An 18,381-nucleotide genomic window follows, 5' to 3' on the forward strand; every position below is an offset into this window, starting at 1 on the left:
GCCGCAGTCTCGCGCGAACGGGCCATCACCGTTGATAACGACAACGAAGTCCTGAAATGGCCAGGCGCACACAACAGCTGGCGAAGGAGAGGGAACGATGACAGTGAACCCGCCCCGAACACCCGAGCTCGATCCGAAGAACCACATCGCCTCGATCATCAAGGCGACGACTGTCCTGGAGGCCTTCAAGGGCGACAGCTCAGAGCTGTCCCTCGCCGAGCTGATGAAGAAGTGCGGGTACAGCAGGACCACGATGTACCGAATCCTCGCCACCCTCGAAGTAGCCGGGTGGGTGGAGCGGACACGATCCAACGACTATCGCCTCACGCTTCGGGTCTTCGAGCTCGCCTCCGCGGTCCTCGGCAGTTTCGACCTGCGCACCGAGGCCAGCCATGTGATGTCCGAGCTGGCGGCCCGGTTCGATGAGCACGTCTACCTCCTCGTCCCGGATGGTGCACGCGCCGTGTGCCTGGACCTCATCGAGAGCAGTCAGCCGATCCGAGTGATGGTGCTGACCGTCGGGCGGTCATTGCCCCTCTACCTCGGTGGTGCGCCGATCGCACTACTCGCCGAGTTGGAGGAGACCGCGCTCCCCCAGGTCCTCGACGCCGGCCCCATGCTGACCCCCACTGGGGAAGAGATCACCGAGGAGGAACTGCGCGCTCGCCTCGTCGAGATCCGCGAGCGGGGGTACTCCATCAGCATCGGGGACGTGACGCCCGGGGTGGCCGCGCTCGGCGCCTGCGTCCGGGACCGGAAAGGACATGTCGTCGCGGCGTTGAGTATGGGCGGGTTGTCGGCGGACATGTCCGATGCCCGACAGGACGAGATGGCCCTCGCATTGATCGACGGCGCGATGACCGTGTCGAAGCGATTGGGGTACTCGGGCTGAACATCCAGTTGTGGGTCCGCAGACAGAAAAGCGGCCCTCAGACGAGGACCGCTTGCTCCGGTATGGATGGTGGCCAGGGCCGGGATCGAACCGGCGACCTTCCGCTTTTCAGGCGGACGCTCGTACCAACTGAGCTACCTGGCCGGGCGGCACCCGAACCGAATGCCAATCGCAAAAACGAATTTGCGACCCTGACGGGACTCGAACCCGCGACCTCCGCCGTGACAGGGCGGCGCGCTAACCAACTGCGCCACAGGGCCATGTTCTGTTGTGTTGCTCTTCCGTCCCCTCGTCACCTCGGGGCCGGGCAAGCGTACCCCCTACGGGATTCGAACCCGCGCTACCGCCTTGAAAGGGCGGCGTCCTAGGCCGCTAGACGAAGGGGGCCGGTTCTCCGTTGGGAGCCGACTTAGCTTAGGACACGCGCTGAACAAAGTACAAATCCTATGGTCAGAGGGCGAATCTGCGTTCGTTGTCATCACTTCGCAAAGTAAGTCGGGACGGCCTGTACCCGGCGGTTTCCCTCCTGCGGTGGAAGATCCGGCGTGGCGACGATGTTCGCCACGCCGAGGACCCGCGGTAGCGAAAAGGGTTCTGGCCCAGATCCGACCACGGTCACGGTGAGGCGGTCGGCGAGGCCGACAACGGGCTCGGGTGCGAACAACAGGCCGAATGTCCATCGGTGTGGTCACCATTGCGGTGACGCCATGTCCGCATCCACACGAAGACACTGCCGCTGCCACAAAACCTGAGGTAGCGCCTGCACCACCGCCGCCGAACGGCTGCTCGACGGGGCCGCATCCCCCGCGTCGACCGGGCCTGTAAACTCGTCGTCGCCCTGCTCCGCGGGGCACGCCCCTATAGCTCAGTTGGTAGAGCTACGGACTTTTAATCCGCAGGTCGCAGGTTCGAGCCCTGCTGGGGGCACCATCTTGACCAGGCGATTCGCTTCCGAGCGAGTCGCTTTCGTCGTCTCCGGAGGCCGTCGTGGCCACCGATCGGTCACGCGACGCTTCTGACTGACGTCGTATGTGGTCGCGAAACCGGCAGCACATGATTCGAAGTCCCGAGTAACCCGCCGCACAACCTGCAAAGACAGGTAGTCGTCTACTCGCGGCCGCATCGCGGAGTCGGACCACACTTGGATCAGACACCGGAAACGATGCCCTGGAGGGCTCGATGACCACGATCTTCTCCGAACCCGATCATGCCCGACTCGTGCGCAGGCTCTCCGCGGTCACCGGCGGTGATCTCACCGGCCCACAGATCGCCAAACTCGCCGGCGGTGACGCCGAGCTGCTCAACGACCTCTCCCCGTCGAGCAGACAACGCGTCGCCGCACTCGTCGCACCGACCGCCGACGGAGCTCTGGAAAAACTCGTGGGCCCCGCCGACTACGTCCCGATCGCCTATCTCGACCTGGCCCGCCGAGCGTCCGCCACCGTGGCCCGGCTCCTCGACCGTCACCGCCGACCCCTCGGCACCGGAGTCATGGTGTCGCCGCGGCTGTTCATGACCAACCATCACGTCATCCCCGATGCCACCGACGCGGCAGCATCGAGCCTGCAGTTCGACTATCAGTTGTGCATCGACGACATCCCCGCGATCGTCACCGAGTTCCGGTTGGACCCGACAACCTTCTTCTGGACCAGCCCCGTCGACGATCTGGACGTCAGCCTCATCGCGGTCGGTCCCAGGTTGGCCGGCGACAAGGCACTCGAGCAGTTCGGGTTCACCCCGCTGTCGTCGGCGGCGGACAAACATGCCGAAGGCGACTTCGTCTCGGTCATCGAGCATCCCGATGGCGACTTCAAGCAGATCGCGCTGCGTGAGAACCGGGTGGTCGGACGCGGCGCGTCGTCGACGACCCTCTTCTACTCCGCCGACACGCTGCACGGATCGAGCGGGAGTCCTGTGTACAACGACGAATTCTGTCTCGTCGCACTGCATCACGCCGGTGGCCCACGCAACGATCACACCCTGGACACCGGCGCGCCGGCCCCCGACGACTGCAACGAGGGCATCCGGGCCAGCGCGGTCGTCGCGGCACTCCGTCTCCGTCACGATGACCTGCCCCTGCGCTTCCGAGACCTCCTCGCCGAGGCGCTCAACCCACCGATGGGATCTGCCCGCACGACGGCCACCGCACCGACACCGACGCCGACGATCGCGACAGCCACCGGGGTATCCGCCGAGCTCATCCTTCCCGAACTACGGATCGTCAACGGCCGCACGATCGCGGCCGAGGCCGCCGCGACGTCGGCGACCCCCGACGCGTCACCGACTTCGACGCCCGAGGGCGTGCCGCCGATCGATGTGCTGTCCGACGGTTCGCCGCCGACGGCGGGCGCGATGGTCCTCGAACGCAACGATGCGCCCGAAACCGATTACGACAAGCGCCGTGGCTACGAGCCCGACTTCCTCCCGCAGGCGGTCGCGCTCCCCACACTCCCGACGGCGTTGGTGAAGCAGTGCGCGCTACCCCACGGCCTGCGCCGATCGGCGGCCAATGTGGTGTTGCGGTATCACCATTTCAGCCTTGTGATCCGCGCAGATCGCCGAATGCCGGTGTACACCATCGTCAACGTCGACGGACGGCGGCTGCGCAGCATCAACCGCACCACCGGCGAGGTCGAGGCCGCGGAGATCTGGTACACCGACCCGCGCATCGACACCGACGCACAACTCGGACAGGAGGTGTTCGCCTCGCAGCGGCCACGCTTCTTCGATCGCGGCCACATGGTGCGTCGACTCGACCCGGCGTGGGGCAGCCCGGCCACCGCCAAGCTATCGGCCGACGACACCTTTCACTTCACCAATTGCTGTCCGCAGATCTCTGCCTTCAATCAACACCTCTGGCAGGGCATCGAGAACTACGCGCTCACGAATGCGGGTGCGGAGAAGAAGCGCATCACCATCATCACCGGACCCGTGTTCGGCGCCGACGACCCCGTCTACCGAGACGTCGCCGTTCCCCGGGCGTTCTGGAAGATCGTGATCCGTGTGCACGCAGGCCGGCTGCGCGCGACCGGTTTCATCGCAGACCAGAATGCCGGACTCGACGCCGCACTCGGCGACGGCACCGAGGCATTTGCCGATCTCGGCACGGTTGCGGTGTTCCAGGCCCCGATCGCGCAGATCGCATCCGCGACCGCGTTGAGGTTCGGCACGCTCGCTGACCACGACACCATGCAGGTCGGCCTCGAATCCGCCGGACCAGCGTTGACCGCCCTCGACGAAGTCGACTGGTGACCTCTGCCCGGAGTCGGCCAGAACTCGCCACCGACGGCCGATCGGCTGCGGGCGCCCGCTCCGAGGTGGATGATCCCACCATGAGGGTTGCTCTTCGCCACATGCCTCAACGACACGAGGTCGGCGAGAAACCGCTGCAACACCTGCGAAGCGTCAAGGCGGTCAAGGGGATCGACCTGGTCGAGTTACCGGCAGCAGAGCAATGCTGCGGATTCGGCGGAAGAGACCGGCGCCGAAGTCCTGGTGGCGGGTGACAATTCGACTCAGTCCCGGCGGTTATGCCGATCGGCGGCGGGTCAGCGCCTCGATCATCTGCGTCGACATCGTGTCCAGCGACGCTGACTCTTCGTCCTCGACGGACGTGAGGGTGTTGATCTCCTCATCGGTCAGCGCAGCAGCGACATCAATCGCGCGCAGGTTGTCCGCCAGGTGGTCCAAGGACCTGGTGCCCGGGATGGGGATGATCACAGGCGAGCGGCGCAGCAACCAGCCCAAGGCGACCGCCGATGCCGAGACACCGAGACGCTGGGCTGGTCGCGTGAGCGCCGGCAGGCCGCCGAGCGCGCCGGTCGCGAGCGGGAAGTAGGGGACGAAGGCGATGCCGTCACGCTCGCACGCCGCAAGTACCTCGACGCCACTGCGATCGATGAGGTTGAACCGGTTTTGTACCGCCGCAATCGGCGTGAGACGTTGTGCGCGTTCCAACATCTCGGGCGAAGCGCCGGAGATACCGATGTGGCGCACCTTCCCCTCGTCTCGCAACTCGACGAGGGCGCCGAGCGCATCTTCGAGCGGCACCGCCTCCTCAGGAGAGTTCCCAGGCGCCTGACTGTCGCCCCAAAGACGCAGGTAGGTGAGCGGGCTGGCCTCGGCCCGCAGATCGAGCAAGGCATCCTCGACCTGGGCACGCACGATTTCCGGGCGACCGTCGGTCAGCCACTCCCCCTCAGCACCGCGCCGGGCGCCGACCTTGTTCCCGATCACGATGTCGGGGGAAACCGGGCTGAGCGCCCGCCCGATGAGTTGGTTGACTGTTCGGGGCCCGTAGGCGTTGGCAGTGTCGAAGAACTGCACTCCCTGCTCCACCGCGCCGCGTAACACGCCGATCGCGCCGAGCACGTCGTCCGGAAACCCGATGACGTCCCGGCCGGCCAGTTGCATGGCGCCGTATCCGAGACGGACGACCCGGTCCGTTCCTCCCAGCAAGTGGGTGGGTGTGAAGCTCTCGTTGGCAAACATGGTCACTCCTTTGCTCCCTGTTCCGGTGCGTCTTGTGAGGGCGCGACGTGTTCGATGAGGGTGCGCAGCCATTGCCTCAACAGCGCTTCCTCTGCCGAGGTGAACAGCTCTGGAGCCGAGCCGAGCCGAGCGAGCAGCAGCGCTCCGGCATGTTCGGAGGAACCGAGTTCGTGCGGGCGCCCGGTGAGCTCGGACATCAGCGCCGAACGCATCCTCTTGGCAAGCGGTCCGGTTGCCGATCCACCGTCGTGGACCAACCGCGTGACGCAGCCAATCGCCATCGCAGTGGTCATGGCGGTGGCCTCGCCCACCCCCATGCAGAGCAACCCCGCATCGGCTAGCCGCTCGAGGCCGCGACGCAGTTCTGCTTCGGCCGTCTGAGCAGCTGCGGACTGATGATCAGCACCGCCGTACATGAGTGCATAAAGAGCCGGGTTCTCCACTCCGAAGCCCACATGCATGTCCCAACCCGCCGCGAAGTCGACGAGAAGATCACCGCTACGGGTAACCGCGCGCTTGCGCTCCAGGTACTCAGCGAACGCCTCATCGGTCACGGCCTGCAAGAGACCGTCCTTGTCGCCGAAGTGGTGATACAGCGTCGGAGCAGCGACACCGGCCGCCTCATACAACTCACGAGTGCTCGGGACTCGGCCCGGCTGCTCCGTCAGCATCGAACGTGCTGCCTCGATCAAACGACCTCTACCTGACGCCACGTATATCAACGATACATAGTTTCGGGGCAGTTGGAGATCATCGGTACACGGTCTCGGGTGCACGCGGCCAGTCCTCCCGAAGAAGCGCTGATCGACCGCGATCGCCTCCACATCGTTCGCAGGATGTGACCTGACGCCCGCGGGCACAGCAGAACTCCGTCTCTGACGATCCGACTGCGTCCGACCGCGTCGAGGCGGATGATTCACACATGAGGGTTGCGCTCTTCGCCACGTGTTTCAACGACACGATGTGGCCCGACACCCCGAAGGCCACGGTGCTGCTGCTCGAACGCCTCGGGGTCGAGGTGGAGTTCCCCGTCGAGCAGACCTGCTGCGGACAGATGTTCACCAACACCGGCTACGCCGATGAGGCCATCCCGGGTGTCCGCCAGTTCGTCGACGTCTTCGGCGGCTACGACGCCGTGGTCGCACCATCGGGATCATGTGTGGGATCGGTGCGTCATCAGCATCCGTGGCTCGCCGACCGCGCAGGCGATCGTGGGTTGCGCTCGGCCGTCGACGTCCTGGTCCCCAAGGTGGTCGAGTTGAGCGAGTTCCTCGTGGATGTCCTCGGCGTCACCGACGTCGGTGCGTATTTCCCACATCGCGTGACATATCACCCGACATGCCATTCGCTGCGCATGCTGAGAGTCGGCGACAAACCGCTGCAACTCCTACGAAGCGTCAAGGGGATCGACCTGGTCGAGTTACCGGCAGCCGAGCAATGCTGCGGTTTCGGCGGCACGTTCGCGATGAAAAACGCCGATGTCTCGGTGGCGATGGGCTCGGACAAGACCGCCCACGTCAAAGAGACCGGTGCCGAAGTCCTGGTGGCGGGTGACAATTCGTGTCTCGCGCACATCGGCGGCATGCTGTCGAGAGAACGCTCCGGGATACGCATGATGCATCTGGCGGAGGTACTGGCGTCGACCGAGACGGAGCCGGCATGACGACCGCCCGACCTGCCCATCAGACCGGCCACCCGCACGTCGGTGTGACGTCCACCTTCGTCGGCATGCCGAAGTTCCCGGTCGCGGCCCGCACCGAACTCGCCAACACCACCCAACGTCGAAACCTCGCCCATGCCACCGGCATCATCCGCTCCAAACGTGCGAGCGTCGTCGGTGAACTCGACAACTGGGAGGAGCTTCGGTTGGCAGCGGAGGCCATCAAGAACCGCACCCTCCGTCACCTCGACCACTACCTGGTGCAGTTCGAGGAGAAGGCCACCGCGGCCGGCGCGGTGGTGCACTGGGCCCGAGACGCCGAGGAGGCCAACCGGATCGTCGTCGATCTGGTCCGCCGGACCGGCGCCGACGAGGTGGTCAAGGTCAAGTCGATGGCCACCCAGGAGATCGAGCTCAACGAGGCGTTGCAGGCGGCAGGCATCGACGCCTGGGAGACCGACCTCGCCGAGTTGATCGTGCAACTCGGCGATGACTGGCCAAGCCATATCCTGGTCCCCGCCATCCACCGCAACCGCAGCGAGGTCCGTGAGATCTTCCGGCGACGCATGAAGGAGGTCGGCCGTCCGGCCCCCGACGACCTCACCGACGACCCGCGACGGCTCGCCGAGGCGGCACGGCTCCACCTGCGCGAGAAGTTCTTACGCGCCAAGGTCGGGATCAGCGGCGCGAACTTCGCGGTCGCCGACACCGGCAGTCTCGTGGTCGTCGAGTCCGAGGGCAACGGCCGGATGTGCCTCACCCTCCCGGAAACGCTGATCTCGGTGGTCGGTATCGAGAAGGTGCTACCGACCTGGTCCGACCTCGAGGTGTTCCTGCAGGTGCTGCCGCGGTCGAGCACCGGCGAACGGGAGAATCCCTACACGTCGATCTGGACCGGTGTCACCCCCGGAGACGGTCCACAGAATGTGCACATCGTCCTGCTCGACAACCATCGCACCACCGTGCTGGCCGACGAGATGGGCCGTGATGCGTTGCGGTGCATCCGCTGCTCGGCGTGCCTCAACGTGTGCCCGGTCTACGAGCGCGCCGGTGGCCACGCCTACGGCTCTGTCTACCCCGGCCCGATCGGCGCCATCCTCACCCCGCAACTCCGCGGTACCGGCTCTGCTGTCGATCAGTCACTGCCGTATGCATCGAGCCTGTGTGGCGCTTGCTTCGACGCCTGTCCGGTGCGCATCGACATCCCGGAACTGCTGGTGCACTTGCGGACCCGCGTCGTCGACGAGCATCGCGGCGGACTCCCGACGGCTGAGTCCGCCGCGATGAAGGCGATGGCCTGGATGTTCGGTTCCCACAAGAGACTGGAGGCCGCACAGAAGACGGCGACCTCGAGCAACCGATTCTTCCGGCGGCGCACCACGATCGGGTCGATTCCGGGACCGTTGGCCGGCTGGAGTTCTTCTCGCGACATCCCGGTGCCACCGAAAGAGTCGTTCCGCGACTGGTGGAAACGTGAGCGCGCCAACCGAAACGACGAGGGCGGCGAGGGCGGCAGATGAGTGCACGCGACGAGATCCTCGGACGAATCCGGACCGCGCTCGGCGACGTCAGCGATCCCCACGTGGGCGAGACGCCGGTCGACTGGGCGTACGGGCAGGCGGTCAGCACCGGCGACCTCGGCCTGATCGATCGCTTCGCCGAACGGGTGGCCGACTACCGTGCCGTGGTCGAGCAGGTGTCGGCGGCCGACCTGGACGCCGCGGTCGTCGCCGCACTCGCCGGGGTGAGCGGACCGATCGTGGCCGACGACGTCGTCCGTCGACGCCTCGGGGCCGATCTGGAATGGCGCAAGGACGACGGACTCTCGCCCGCCGACCTCGATGGGGTCGGCGCGGTGGTGACGACCGCTGCGGTCGCGATGGCCAACACGGGCACCATCGTCCTCGACCACGGACCGGGACAGGGCCGACGCGCGGTGTCGTTGGTGCCCGACGTACATGTCTGCATCGTCGACACCGATCAGGTGGTCGGCGATGTCCCCGAAGCGGTCGCCCGACTCGTCGAGACCGGGGCCCACACACATCCACAGACCTGGATCAGCGGGCCGAGCGCCACCAGCGACATCGAACTCGATCGCGTGGAGGGTGTCCACGGGCCACGGACACTGCACGTGCTGATCGTTGGGTGACCCGCGTGCCCTAGAGGTGCCGCTGTTGTCCTGTGACTTCTGTTCACTGATGTCGACTGAGGTTCACTGAGGTCCACTGAAGTTGCTGAATTTGCTTGCACTGCTTGCGAATTGCTCTTGTAATCGAACATTCATTCGAATACATTGGAGTCATGAGAACTACGGGGAATCTCACCGGTATCGCCGATTCACTGAGGGAGTGTCCTCTCGATGACGCCATCACGGGACGTGAGGCGTTCGAGGCCATGACCTCCGTCGTCACGTTGCGCAGTCTGCTCGATCATCGGGCGGCACTCCTTGCCGGTGCGCTCGACCGACTCGGCGTTGCGAGAGATCACGGCCGTTCGACACGAGAGTTGTTGATCGTCATGGGATTCGCCCCCGCCGTCGCGAGTCGATTGTTGCGCGTCAGTGCGTCGATGGCGTCGTTGCCGACCATGAGCTCGCACGCCGGCGACGGCGCGATCTCGGGTGAGCACGTCGATGCGATCGTCAAGGGCATCAACCACATCGCCACCCGGACGCCGGACCCGGTCGACGACGAGACACGCCATCACCACGTCACCGATCTCCTCGGCCAGTTCTTCTCCGGCGCCACACCGGCCGAGATCATGGCACGCGCACGGGTCATCGGCAACGAACTCGCCGCGCAGGTAGACGGAGGACTGCCGGCCGCCGAGGACCGCTCGATCAACACCCTCGACCATCAGGTGACCGCCGACGGGAGGCTGCACCTTACCGCCGACCTGGATGTCGAGGTCGGCGAGAAGCTCAGTTCCGCGATCGAGGAACTGTCGGCACCCAGACCCGAACCCGATGGCTCACCCGACTCCCGAACCCCCGGACGGCGCCGCGCCGACGCCTTGGAGACCCTGCTCGACATCGCTGCCCGCGGCGGCGATGTCGCATCCGCCCCGCGCACCCAGGTTCTGCTGACCGTCCCGGCCGACGCCCCGACACGCGCGTCATTGGAGTTCATGGGGTCCGTCACCGAGGCAACCCTGCGGGCATTGTCCTGCGACGCCGCGGTGACCACCGTTTTCGTCGACGGCGAGCGGGTACCTCTGGACATGAGTCGCGACAGACGATTCTTCCCCGCGCACGTACGCAAGGCGCTCTATGTACGAGACCGATGCTGCATCAAATGCGGCGCGCCGGCGACCCGTGCGCACGCGCATCACATCCAGCATTGGGCCGACGGCGGAGAGACCTCTCTGGCCAACGGCTGCTTGCTCTGTCCGTCATGCCATGCCGACGTCCACCACTACGGGTGGGATGTGGTGATCGGCGCTGACAAGCACCCCTGGCTCATCCCGCCTGCGACGGTGGATCCCAGACGAGAACCATTGCGCGCCTACAACCGTCGCACGATGACCGTCGGTGACCTCACGCTCGCTGCCTGACCGGACCATTCCCCACGCACCCGGGCGCAACCCGGGATCGCAGTCGAACCTTGACAAGTCAATAGTGTGAAACCTTGATGGCACCAACCGGTGTCGCGTATCCGACGGCCCGTCCCGAAGCATCGAACGGGTGCGCGATATGCGATGCCGTGCCACCACGCCGGCGCCCGACGACCGGCGAGACGCTCACGCCCCGATCGAGACCTCGCTGACGGCGTCGACGGCTTCGGTGAACGGCGGGATGAAGAACTGCGCACCGAGGACGCAACATGCATGTCCGCCGTCGACCTCGAATCGCCGCGCGCCCGGGATCCCGTCGATGAGCAGTTGCTGACGTTCCGGCTCCACCACCCGGTCCCGAACGGAGACCACCACCGAGGTGGGCACATCGATCTCGCCGAGCCATGGGCGCGAGTCGAATTCACCGAGTCCGTCACCGAATTGCCCCATCTGCGCCAGCGGGGTGGAGAGGAACTGACGCATTGCCCACACCGTGGTGTGCGCGGAGGTGTCGTCGAGGCGTCGCGACGGTTTCGGCATGAACCGGCTCGTCGCGGTCAGCAGTCGCCCGGTCCGTTGGGCGTTGGCCCGATGCGCGGGGTCGCGGGTGCTGAAATAGGGCCCGGTCGAGCACAGCACCAGCCCGGCCACGCGTTGTCGGTGTTGCCGCCACGTGAGCTGGGCGATGCCGCCACCCATCGAGAAGCCCGCTGCGATGAACGTGTCGATGCCGAGTGTGTCGGCCAGTGCCACCACATCGTCGGCGCAGTCCACCAGATCGAAGCCGTCCGACCGGATGCCGCGGCCGTGCCATCGCTGATCCATCGTGATGACCCGGTATCGCTGATTGAGCTCCGGGATGACCGGGTACCAACAGAGCAGACCGGTGGTCAGTACCGAGTGCAGCAGGAACACCGCGGGTGCGTCCTTGGGCCCGGAATCGGTGACGTAGGTCGGGCCACGGCCGGGGAGATCGACACTCGCGCCTGCCGGGATGTCGCGGATCGGATACGGACGTAGGACATGCCCGAATCCACGGGCGACACCACGGGCGAACTCAGAACTCACCCTCACGACGGTACGCGGTTCTCGATGAGAAATACCTGTGGTCAGCGGTAGTCGATCACGATCCGACCTTCGATCTTGCCCTCCTCCATCCGACGGAACACATCGTTGATGTCGTCGAGGCGGGTCGTCGCGACGGTCGGCTTCACGAGGCCTCGCACGTAGAAGTCGAGTGCTTCCGTCATGTCCTGGCGGGAACCGACGATCGAACCCCGGATCGTGAGTCCCTTCAGCACCACGTCGAAGATCGGAGCGGGGAAGTCGCCCGGTGGCAGCCCGACGAACACGATGGTGCCGCCGCGGCGCGCCATACCGATCGCCTGCCCGAATGCCTGCGGGTGGACGGCGGTCACGAGCACGCCGTGCGCGCCGCCGGTCTGTTCGACGATCGCGTCGGCAACATCCACCTCGGCAGCGTTCACGGTCACCTCCGCGCCCAGTTCACGGGCCAGATCGAGTTTGTCGTCGCCGATGTCGACGGCGGCGACCCGCATACCCATCGCCGTCGCATACTGGACTGCGACGTGGCCGAGACCGCCGATCCCGGAGATCACCATCCACTGACCCGGCCTGGTCTCGGAGACCTTCAAGCCCTTGTAGACCGTGACGCCGGCGCACAGGATCGGCGCCACCTCGACCGGGTCCACACCATCGGGGATGCGGGCGGCGAACCGCTCGTCGACGAGCATGTAGGTGCCGAACGAGCCGTTGACGGAGTACCCGCCGTTCTGCTGTTTCTCACACAGCGTCTCCCAGCCGGTGCGGCAGTACTCACAGTGACCACATGCCGACCAGAGCCACGCGTTGCCGACCTTGTCGCCGACCGCGATGTCGGTCACGCCCGGTCCTACCGCCACGACCGTGCCGTAGCCCTCGTGGCCCGGGACGAACGGAGGTGTCGGCTTCACGGGCCAATCCCCGTGCGCCGCATGGAGGTCCGTGTGGCACACGCCGGACGTCTCGAGCTTCACGAGCGCCTGCCCGTGACCGGGCTCGGGCATCTCGACTTCCGAGATGGTCAGCGGATCTCCGAAGCCGGTCACCACGGCAGCCGTGAAAGTCTGATCTGTCATCGCGTATCACCTTCCGATCGAGACGGCCCCCCTCAAATCTGTCGGGGTCACGTGACCCAAGACACAACTTACGTGGGATGCTGGATGAATGATGGACATCGACCGTCCCAAGATCGAGGGCTCCGTTGCGGTCAGCGGAGGTCAGCGGCGGATCGGGTTTGCCGAGTTCGGCTCGGCCAACGGCCGCGCCGTGTTCTGGTTGCACGGAACGCCGGGAGCACGCCGCCAGATCCCGACCGAGGCGCGCGCATTCGCGGCCGAGAACGACATTCGGATCATCGGACTGGACCGGCCGGGAGTCGGCTCGTCGACGCCCCACTCGTATCGATCCGTCGCCGAGTTCGCCACGGACCTCGGCGAGGTCGCCGATTTGCTGGGTATCGACCGGTTCGCCGTCATCGGCCTCTCCGGCGGCGGCCCATATGCCCTCGGGGTGGCCCATGCGTTCCCCGATCGGGTGGTGACGGCGGGCATCCTGGGCGGCGTCGCACCGACCGTCGGACCCGACGCGATCGATGGCGGCGCGATGCGTCTCGCCCGCGCTGCCGCGCCGGTCCTACGGGTGGCCGGAGCGCCGGTCGGCAAAGTGGTGAGTTCGGTGCTGAGTGTCGCGCGCCCGATCGCCGACCCGGCGATCTCCATCTACGGGCGCCTGTCGCCGCAGGGAGACCGGGAGTTGCTGTCGCGCCCCGAATTCCGGGCGATGTTCCTCGACGACCTGCTCCACGGCGGGTCGCAGCGAATGGAGGCACCGTTCTCCGACATCGTGGTCTTCTCGCGGGACTGGGGTTTCCAGGTGTCCGACGTGACCGTGCCGGTGCGATGGTGGCACGGCGACCGCGACCACATCATCCCGTACAGCCACGGCGAACACATGGTGTCGCTGCTGCCCGACGCGAAACTCTTCACGATGCACGGCGAGAGTCACCTGGGGGCGCTCGGGATGTCGGTCGACATCATCACCGAACTCCTGGCGGTCTGGGACCAGCCCCGCTGACTCTGTCAGCAGACCGTCAGGGCGCCGTGGTCGACAACCCGACCGCGAGTCCCAGCACCACGGCCATCAGCATCAGCTCCCCGACGGCGAGTCTGATCGAGGTGGCCTCCGGCGACCGGTGCCGGATGACCGCGGGCACCCACGCCCGACGATGTCGCGCACCCAGCACCACGAGGGCGACTGTGCCGAGAACCTTGGCCAGCAGGATGCGCCCGTAGCCCGATCCGACGAGTTCGCCGAGACCACCGATCTCCATCAGACCGGTGATCACACCCGTCGCGGCGATGACCGCGACCGCCCACACCGCCCGTCGTGAGAAGACGGGCAGGGCCGTGGTCCAGCCGACCCGGCCTCGGATGGTGACGACCATTGCCGCGAGAGATCCGCACCACCAGGCCGCGGCCAGCGCGTGGGCGCCGATCAGCAGAGGGCCGACCGCCGTCTGACTCGGATGTCCGGTGATGGCGGCTGCCAGCAGCCCGATGGCCCCGAGTACCCCGTAGGCCGTGGCGGGCGGATGCATCCGGCCGGTGAGCTGGACGGATGCCATCGCGACCACCAGCACCGCCGCGATCAGCTCGACCACCTCCGGCGCCCCCTCACCGAGAGTGTCGGCGAACTGGCCGACACTCACCGACAGGGACGACTCACCCGCCTGGTCGGCCGTGCGCATCCAGGCGGAGACAAGCGCCGCGACACACCAGATGCCGCCGGCCACGCCGATCACCCGTGCCGACGGCCGGAGTCCGAGCCCGGGCAGTGAACCCAGGCCGACCAGCAGGACGGCTGCGCCGACCGCAGCCGTGGACGGGACGGCAAGCGCCTCGGGTCCGCCGGGCGCGGCGAGGATCCAACAGACACCGAGGCCGGTGAACATCGCGAGCAGCGCACCCGGTAGCGCCAGATCGCGCAGCCACGATCGCGACTGCGGGGTACGCCTGCCCGCGATGCCCACGTCAGTCCGTCCCGGTCACGACGAGCGTCGAGTGGGCCGGCGCGTCAGCCACAGCACCACGCCCAGACCACCGACCAGCACGACGACCGCGACCACGATGAAGGGCCACAACGGCGGACCGTCGTCGCCGCCGCCGGACGTCGCGTCGGCCGCCGGACCGGGAGTCCCGTTGCCCGCGGTCGCGAGCTCGAAGGTCCTTTTTCCCTCGACGGGGTGTCCGTCGGCCGACGTCACTCGGTAGTTGAGCGTGTACGTCCCGGCCGGACCCAACTCCCGCAATGCGACGCTCAGTCGCGGACCACTCACCGTCGGCTTGCCGTCCTGCCAGTAATGGTTGTCGGGACCCACCACGGTCAGCACTGCGAACGACTCTTGGATCGGTTCGTTGAAGGTGATGGTGACCTGCTGCGGGCCGGTCTGTACCGAGGCACCGTCGGCCGGATCCGTCGACACCACGCGTGAATGGGCCGACGCGATCGGTGCTGCCCAGGTGCCGATCAGCCCGGCCAGCAGGACACCGACGATCACCGCGAGCACGGTCGACGGTGAGCGGCGACGGACTGTCGGGGCTGCCGATGCAGGCCTACGCATCGTCACCACGTCGCGCATCGTCACCACGTCGCGTGTCGTCATCGCCAGATGTCTCGGTGCCGCGTCGGCCGGATCTGACCAGCGCGCCGATACCGAACACTGCGCCGAGTGCTCCGATCACCAGTCCGATACCGCCCAACCACCGTGCGGTGCCGTCAGCCGACGACGAGGCCGCATCCGAGGCCGTCGAGGTCTCCGCGACACCGCTCTGGCCTGCACTGCCACCGTGATGGTCGGCACCTTCTTCCGCTGCCGGCAACGTGAGCGTGGGCGCCGGGTGTTCCGGCTCCTCACCGTTCGCGCCCATGGGCTGTGACCAGTCCACCTTCTGGCCATCGGCATAGGTCTGCACGGCGGGTAGTGACACGCTCGCCTGCTCGGGGAACGGCCCACCCGAGATGCGGAACTGGGCGAATTCGCCGACCGGTACACCCGGTGTACCCGGCAGCGCGGTCCAGGTGATGGAGGTGACCTCCTCGGTGGCGGGGTCCTTGACGACCGTGGTCTTCCACCCCGGCATCACCTCGGGACGGGCCGACTTCAGCTTGGGCAGGGTCACCGTCAGCGCTGTGGTCGCGGCAGTGTCGGATTCGTTGGGCACCACCAGGTTCACCACGCCGTAGCCGCCCTGACTCAGGGTCGGCGCGTTCGCGGTGACGTGCGCAGAGGCCGCGCCCACCCCGGCGAAGGTGGCCGCCGCCGCGACGGCGAGGGCTCCAGCAGGCACGGCGAGTCGTCGAATCAGTCTGTTACTCATGATTGTTGGTTCTTTCCAGGTCTCGGAGACACGCGGAAAACGCGTGTGATGATCGCCCCGCGTCAGCCGGGCACGATCAGAGGCGTACCGGCACGCGCAGGTGCCACCGCGTCGCGACAGGAGTCGGACGGCGCTGGCGAATCGGGTCAGGGCAGTGCGGGCGGACCGCGGACCCCGACCCCTCCGACGACGACACCGGTGTAGAGATAGGGCGCCACCCAGCGCACGGGAACGACGGGTGGAGACGCGACGACCCGCGGTGGCGGGAACAGACGCCGCACCGTCGAGGTGAGTACCCGCAGCAGGCCGGCCGCAGCCACGATGAGTCCCGCACTCAGCGGGATGGCGATCATATGTGTGACCAGCATCGGCAGGAGCGCGTCGTGGTGCATCGTCGACGACGGTGTCTGAACGGCCATCAACGACAGATGCGAAGCGATCTGGGCAAGCGTCAGAAGGGCCGCAGTGCGCAGCGTGGCCGTGGTCGCCGACCGCCGCCGCTGACTGCCGAGTACCAGCGCCACGAGGGCGCCGATGCCCCCGCTGAGCAGCACACCGGCCGAGCCCGGCACCGAGCCTGCCCCGAGACCGTGCGCGGCCACCGCGACCACCGGGACGACGACGCCCGCCGCGACGCGCGTCAGCACATCCGGCGACCGATCAGGCGTCGCACGACCCATGACAGGTCATCCTAATGCGCTGCCCGGGCCTCCTGAGCAGGGCACCGATGGTTGGCCGGACTCGGCCCGTGATCCGCGGCGACGATGACAGGATGAGGTCATGCCGCACACGTCGACCGCTGTCGAGATCCACGAGCTGTCGTCCCCCGCCGATCTCCAGCAACTGACCCACGTGTTCGACGACGTGTGGCACCCCGACCCCGGCAACCGGCCGGTGAGTGTCGACATGCTCCGCGCCCTGTCCCACGCGGGGAACTACGTCGCAGGCGCGTATGTCGGCGACCGGTTGGCTGGCGGGAGCGTGGGCTTCTTCGCGGCGCCGGTCGGTCGGACGCTGCACAGCCACGTCACCGGGGTGTCCCGGATCGGCCGCGGCCACAACGTCGGCCATGCACTCAAGATGCACCAGCGTGAGTGGGCGGTGGCGCGTGGCCTGCAGACCATCACCTGGACCTTCGATCCTCTCGTTGCGCGCAACGCCTATTTCAACCTCGCCAAGCTCGGCGCGGTGCCGGTTGCCTACCACCGAGATTTCTACGGCGAACTGGCCGACGAACTCGCTGGCGGCGACGAGAGCGATCGGCTGCTCGTCTCCTGGTCGCTCGGCTCTCCCGCGCCACCGGCGCCCGCCGACACCGCCGATGACCTACTCGGCGCAGGCGCGCGCCTCGGCATCGACGTCGTCGAAGGCGAGCCTCGCGCGGTCACCGACATCGGTTCCGGTTCGGCGGTGGTCATTCCGGTCCCGCGCGACATCGAGGCGATGCGGCGGACGCATCCGGTCGTCGCGGCACGGTGGCGAATCGCCCTGCGCGCCGCGCTCGCCCCGCTCCTCGATCCCGCCGGAACCCGGCGCGCGATCCGGTTCCTGCGATCCGGCCACTACGTGGTGGAGCCGACCGGCGACTGACCGCGCCACCGGTCAGCTGCTACTCCGTCGCAAGGTGACCCGATACGTGTAGTGCTCGGGCAGGAAGTGACTGACGGCCAATTCGACGGCGTTCCCCTCGGCATCGCTGTAGAGGCGGTCTACCCGCAGCATCGGATGGCCCTGCGGACAATTCACCTGCTCGGCCACCGACGCATCAGCGGCGGCGACCGTGATGGACTGTGCAGCCTCCACGATCGGACGGGCCAGGTGGGGTTCGAGCAGACCGATCATGGTGTGCGCGCTGGTGGCCCCGGCCGCCACCTCCGGTCGATCGATCACCGGTCGCGCCACCGACTCCGGCCACCACACCGTCGTCAGGACAAAGGGCACACCATCGTGAAACCGGCGGAAGACCATGCGATACACCAGGTCGGTGTCCAACCGCAGGCGACCGGCCGCGTCGAGGTCGACCTGCCGTCGGGGTGCCGACACCACCTCCATGGTGGTGTCGGCCGACAGATTCATCAGGTCTTCGATGGATCCGAGTTGCCGCAGGTACCGCCCGTTGCCCTCGGTGGCAAACGTGCCACGGCCCGGCACCCGGTACACCGCACCTTCGGCGACCAGATCCTGGAACGCACGCCGCACCGTCTGCCGGCTCAGACCGAACTCGTCGGACAGTTCCGATTCGGTGGGCAGTCGGACTCCGCCGCGGTAGCGGCCCTCCGCGATCCGCGCACGAAGTGTCCCGGCCAGTGCCCGATAGGCTGGCTCGCTCGTGTCTCGTGCGCTCATCC

Annotated in this window: 17 protein-coding genes, 4 tRNA genes and 2 pseudogenes; 10 read left to right on the plus strand and 13 right to left on the minus strand. The window is 67.0% G+C overall.

The features are described 5' to 3' along the window. The first annotated feature begins 97 nt into the window (after nucleotides 1–97). Nucleotides 98–892, plus strand: coding sequence for an IclR family transcriptional regulator (locus IDF66_RS18000; RefSeq protein WP_190267988.1), 795 nt, complete (start codon nucleotides 98–100; stop codon nucleotides 890–892). Between the two features lie 67 nt (nucleotides 893–959). Here IDF66_RS18000 and IDF66_RS18005 read toward each other — a convergent pair. From IDF66_RS18005 to IDF66_RS18015, 3 genes are all read right to left on the minus strand, one after another. Then, a tRNA-Phe gene (locus tag IDF66_RS18005) sits at nucleotides 960–1,036 on the minus strand. A gap of 42 nt (nucleotides 1,037–1,078) precedes the next feature. Then, nucleotides 1,079–1,152 (minus strand) — tRNA-Asp (locus IDF66_RS18010). Nucleotides 1,153–1,206: 54 nt separating this feature from the next. After that, nucleotides 1,207–1,279: transfer RNA gene (locus IDF66_RS18015), tRNA-Glu, on the minus strand. 467 nt (nucleotides 1,280–1,746) lie between these two features. Between IDF66_RS18015 and IDF66_RS18020 the strand changes: the two genes are divergently transcribed. From IDF66_RS18020 to IDF66_RS24145, 3 genes and pseudogenes are all read left to right on the plus strand, one after another. Continuing rightward, nucleotides 1,747–1,822 (plus strand) — tRNA-Lys (locus IDF66_RS18020). 249 nt (nucleotides 1,823–2,071) lie between these two features. Beyond that, entirely contained in the window at nucleotides 2,072–4,144 is a 2,073-nt protein-coding gene (locus IDF66_RS18025; RefSeq protein ID WP_190267989.1) for a DNA/RNA non-specific endonuclease, read from the plus strand. A 98-nt stretch (nucleotides 4,145–4,242) separates the two neighbouring features. Then, nucleotides 4,243–4,486 (plus strand): annotated as a pseudogene (locus tag IDF66_RS24145) (heterodisulfide reductase-related iron-sulfur binding cluster); the annotation flags it as partial. On the opposite strand, the gene IDF66_RS18035 reads toward IDF66_RS24145, so the two are convergent. The 3 genes and pseudogenes from IDF66_RS18035 to IDF66_RS24080 all read right to left on the minus strand — a co-directional run. After that, nucleotides 4,421–5,383, minus strand: a complete 963-nt coding sequence (locus IDF66_RS18035; RefSeq protein WP_190267990.1) for an aldo/keto reductase — start codon at nucleotides 5,381–5,383, stop codon at nucleotides 4,421–4,423. The pseudogene IDF66_RS24145 and the gene IDF66_RS18035 sit on opposite strands and share 66 nt — an antisense overlap. Nucleotides 5,384–5,385: 2 nt before the next feature. Continuing rightward, nucleotides 5,386–5,937, minus strand: a complete 552-nt coding sequence (locus tag IDF66_RS18040) for a hypothetical protein (RefSeq protein ID WP_317628760.1) — start codon at nucleotides 5,935–5,937, stop codon at nucleotides 5,386–5,388. A gap of 9 nt (nucleotides 5,938–5,946) precedes the next feature. Next, a pseudogene (locus IDF66_RS24080) lies at nucleotides 5,947–6,303 on the minus strand (helix-turn-helix domain-containing protein); the annotation flags it as partial. A gap of 2 nt (nucleotides 6,304–6,305) precedes the next feature. Between IDF66_RS24080 and IDF66_RS18045 the strand changes: the two are divergent. The 4 genes from IDF66_RS18045 to IDF66_RS18060 all read left to right on the plus strand — a co-directional run bounded on the left by IDF66_RS18045 (nucleotide 6,306) and on the right by IDF66_RS18060 (nucleotide 10,595). Continuing rightward, nucleotides 6,306–7,046: a (Fe-S)-binding protein gene (locus tag IDF66_RS18045; protein WP_190267992.1), complete on the plus strand. Its 741-nt coding sequence runs from the start codon at nucleotides 6,306–6,308 to the stop codon at nucleotides 7,044–7,046. Next, a complete protein-coding gene (locus tag IDF66_RS18050; RefSeq protein WP_223309729.1) occupies nucleotides 7,043–8,563 on the plus strand; it encodes a LutB/LldF family L-lactate oxidation iron-sulfur protein in 1,521 nt (506 codons plus the stop codon). Before IDF66_RS18045 ends, IDF66_RS18050 begins: the two co-directional genes overlap by 4 nt. Further along, nucleotides 8,560–9,192 (plus strand): LutC/YkgG family protein, encoded by a 633-nt coding sequence (locus IDF66_RS18055; RefSeq protein WP_190267993.1) that lies wholly within the window; start codon nucleotides 8,560–8,562, stop codon nucleotides 9,190–9,192. The genes IDF66_RS18050 and IDF66_RS18055 overlap by 4 nt, the downstream gene beginning before the upstream one ends. Nucleotides 9,193–9,344: 152 nt before the next feature. Then, entirely contained in the window at nucleotides 9,345–10,595 is a 1,251-nt protein-coding gene (locus IDF66_RS18060) for an HNH endonuclease (RefSeq protein ID WP_190267994.1), read from the plus strand. Between the two features lie 186 nt (nucleotides 10,596–10,781). Here IDF66_RS18060 and IDF66_RS18065 read toward each other — a convergent pair whose 3' ends face one another. After that, nucleotides 10,782–11,663: an alpha/beta fold hydrolase gene (locus IDF66_RS18065; RefSeq protein WP_164307213.1), complete on the minus strand. Its 882-nt coding sequence runs from the start codon at nucleotides 11,661–11,663 to the stop codon at nucleotides 10,782–10,784. A gap of 41 nt (nucleotides 11,664–11,704) precedes the next feature. Then, entirely contained in the window at nucleotides 11,705–12,733 is a 1,029-nt protein-coding gene (adhP, locus tag IDF66_RS18070) for an alcohol dehydrogenase AdhP (protein WP_190267995.1), read from the minus strand. An 88-nt stretch (nucleotides 12,734–12,821) separates the two neighbouring features. Here adhP and IDF66_RS18075 point away from each other — a divergent pair, with 88 nt between their 5' ends. Continuing rightward, complete coding sequence (locus tag IDF66_RS18075; RefSeq protein WP_190267996.1) at nucleotides 12,822–13,730, plus strand: alpha/beta fold hydrolase; 909 nt, start codon at nucleotides 12,822–12,824, stop codon at nucleotides 13,728–13,730. 16 nt (nucleotides 13,731–13,746) lie between these two features. On the opposite strand, the gene IDF66_RS18080 is transcribed toward IDF66_RS18075, so the two are convergent. From IDF66_RS18080 to IDF66_RS18095, 4 genes are all read right to left on the minus strand, one after another. After that, nucleotides 13,747–14,685, minus strand: a complete 939-nt coding sequence (locus tag IDF66_RS18080) for a copper resistance D family protein (protein WP_317628751.1) — start codon at nucleotides 14,683–14,685, stop codon at nucleotides 13,747–13,749. A gap of 15 nt (nucleotides 14,686–14,700) precedes the next feature. After that, a complete protein-coding gene (locus IDF66_RS18085) occupies nucleotides 14,701–15,318 on the minus strand; it encodes a copper resistance CopC family protein (RefSeq protein WP_223309730.1) in 618 nt (205 codons plus the stop codon). After that, nucleotides 15,269–16,033 carry a YcnI family protein gene (locus IDF66_RS18090; RefSeq protein WP_190267997.1) on the minus strand — a complete coding sequence of 255 codons (765 nt, stop codon included), beginning with the start codon at nucleotides 16,031–16,033 and terminating at the stop codon, nucleotides 15,269–15,271. Before IDF66_RS18090 ends, IDF66_RS18085 begins: the two co-directional genes overlap by 50 nt. A gap of 146 nt (nucleotides 16,034–16,179) precedes the next feature. After that, nucleotides 16,180–16,713, minus strand: a complete 534-nt coding sequence (locus tag IDF66_RS18095; protein WP_190267998.1) for a YtxH domain-containing protein — start codon at nucleotides 16,711–16,713, stop codon at nucleotides 16,180–16,182. Between the two features lie 100 nt (nucleotides 16,714–16,813). Between IDF66_RS18095 and IDF66_RS18100 the strand changes: the two genes are divergently transcribed. Continuing rightward, complete coding sequence (locus IDF66_RS18100; RefSeq protein WP_190267999.1) at nucleotides 16,814–17,623, plus strand: GNAT family N-acetyltransferase; 810 nt, start codon at nucleotides 16,814–16,816, stop codon at nucleotides 17,621–17,623. 12 nt (nucleotides 17,624–17,635) lie between these two features. Here the strand turns inward: IDF66_RS18100 and IDF66_RS18105 are convergent, their stop codons facing one another. Continuing rightward, on the minus strand, nucleotides 17,636–18,379 hold the full coding sequence (locus IDF66_RS18105) for a GntR family transcriptional regulator (RefSeq protein WP_190268000.1): 744 nt from the start codon (nucleotides 18,377–18,379) through the stop codon (nucleotides 17,636–17,638). Nucleotides 18,380–18,381 lie beyond the last annotated feature (2 nt).

Origin of the sequence: Gordonia hankookensis (assembly GCF_014673215.1) — a bacterium.
Taxonomy (GTDB): Bacteria; Actinomycetota; Actinomycetes; order Mycobacteriales; family Mycobacteriaceae; genus Gordonia; species Gordonia hankookensis.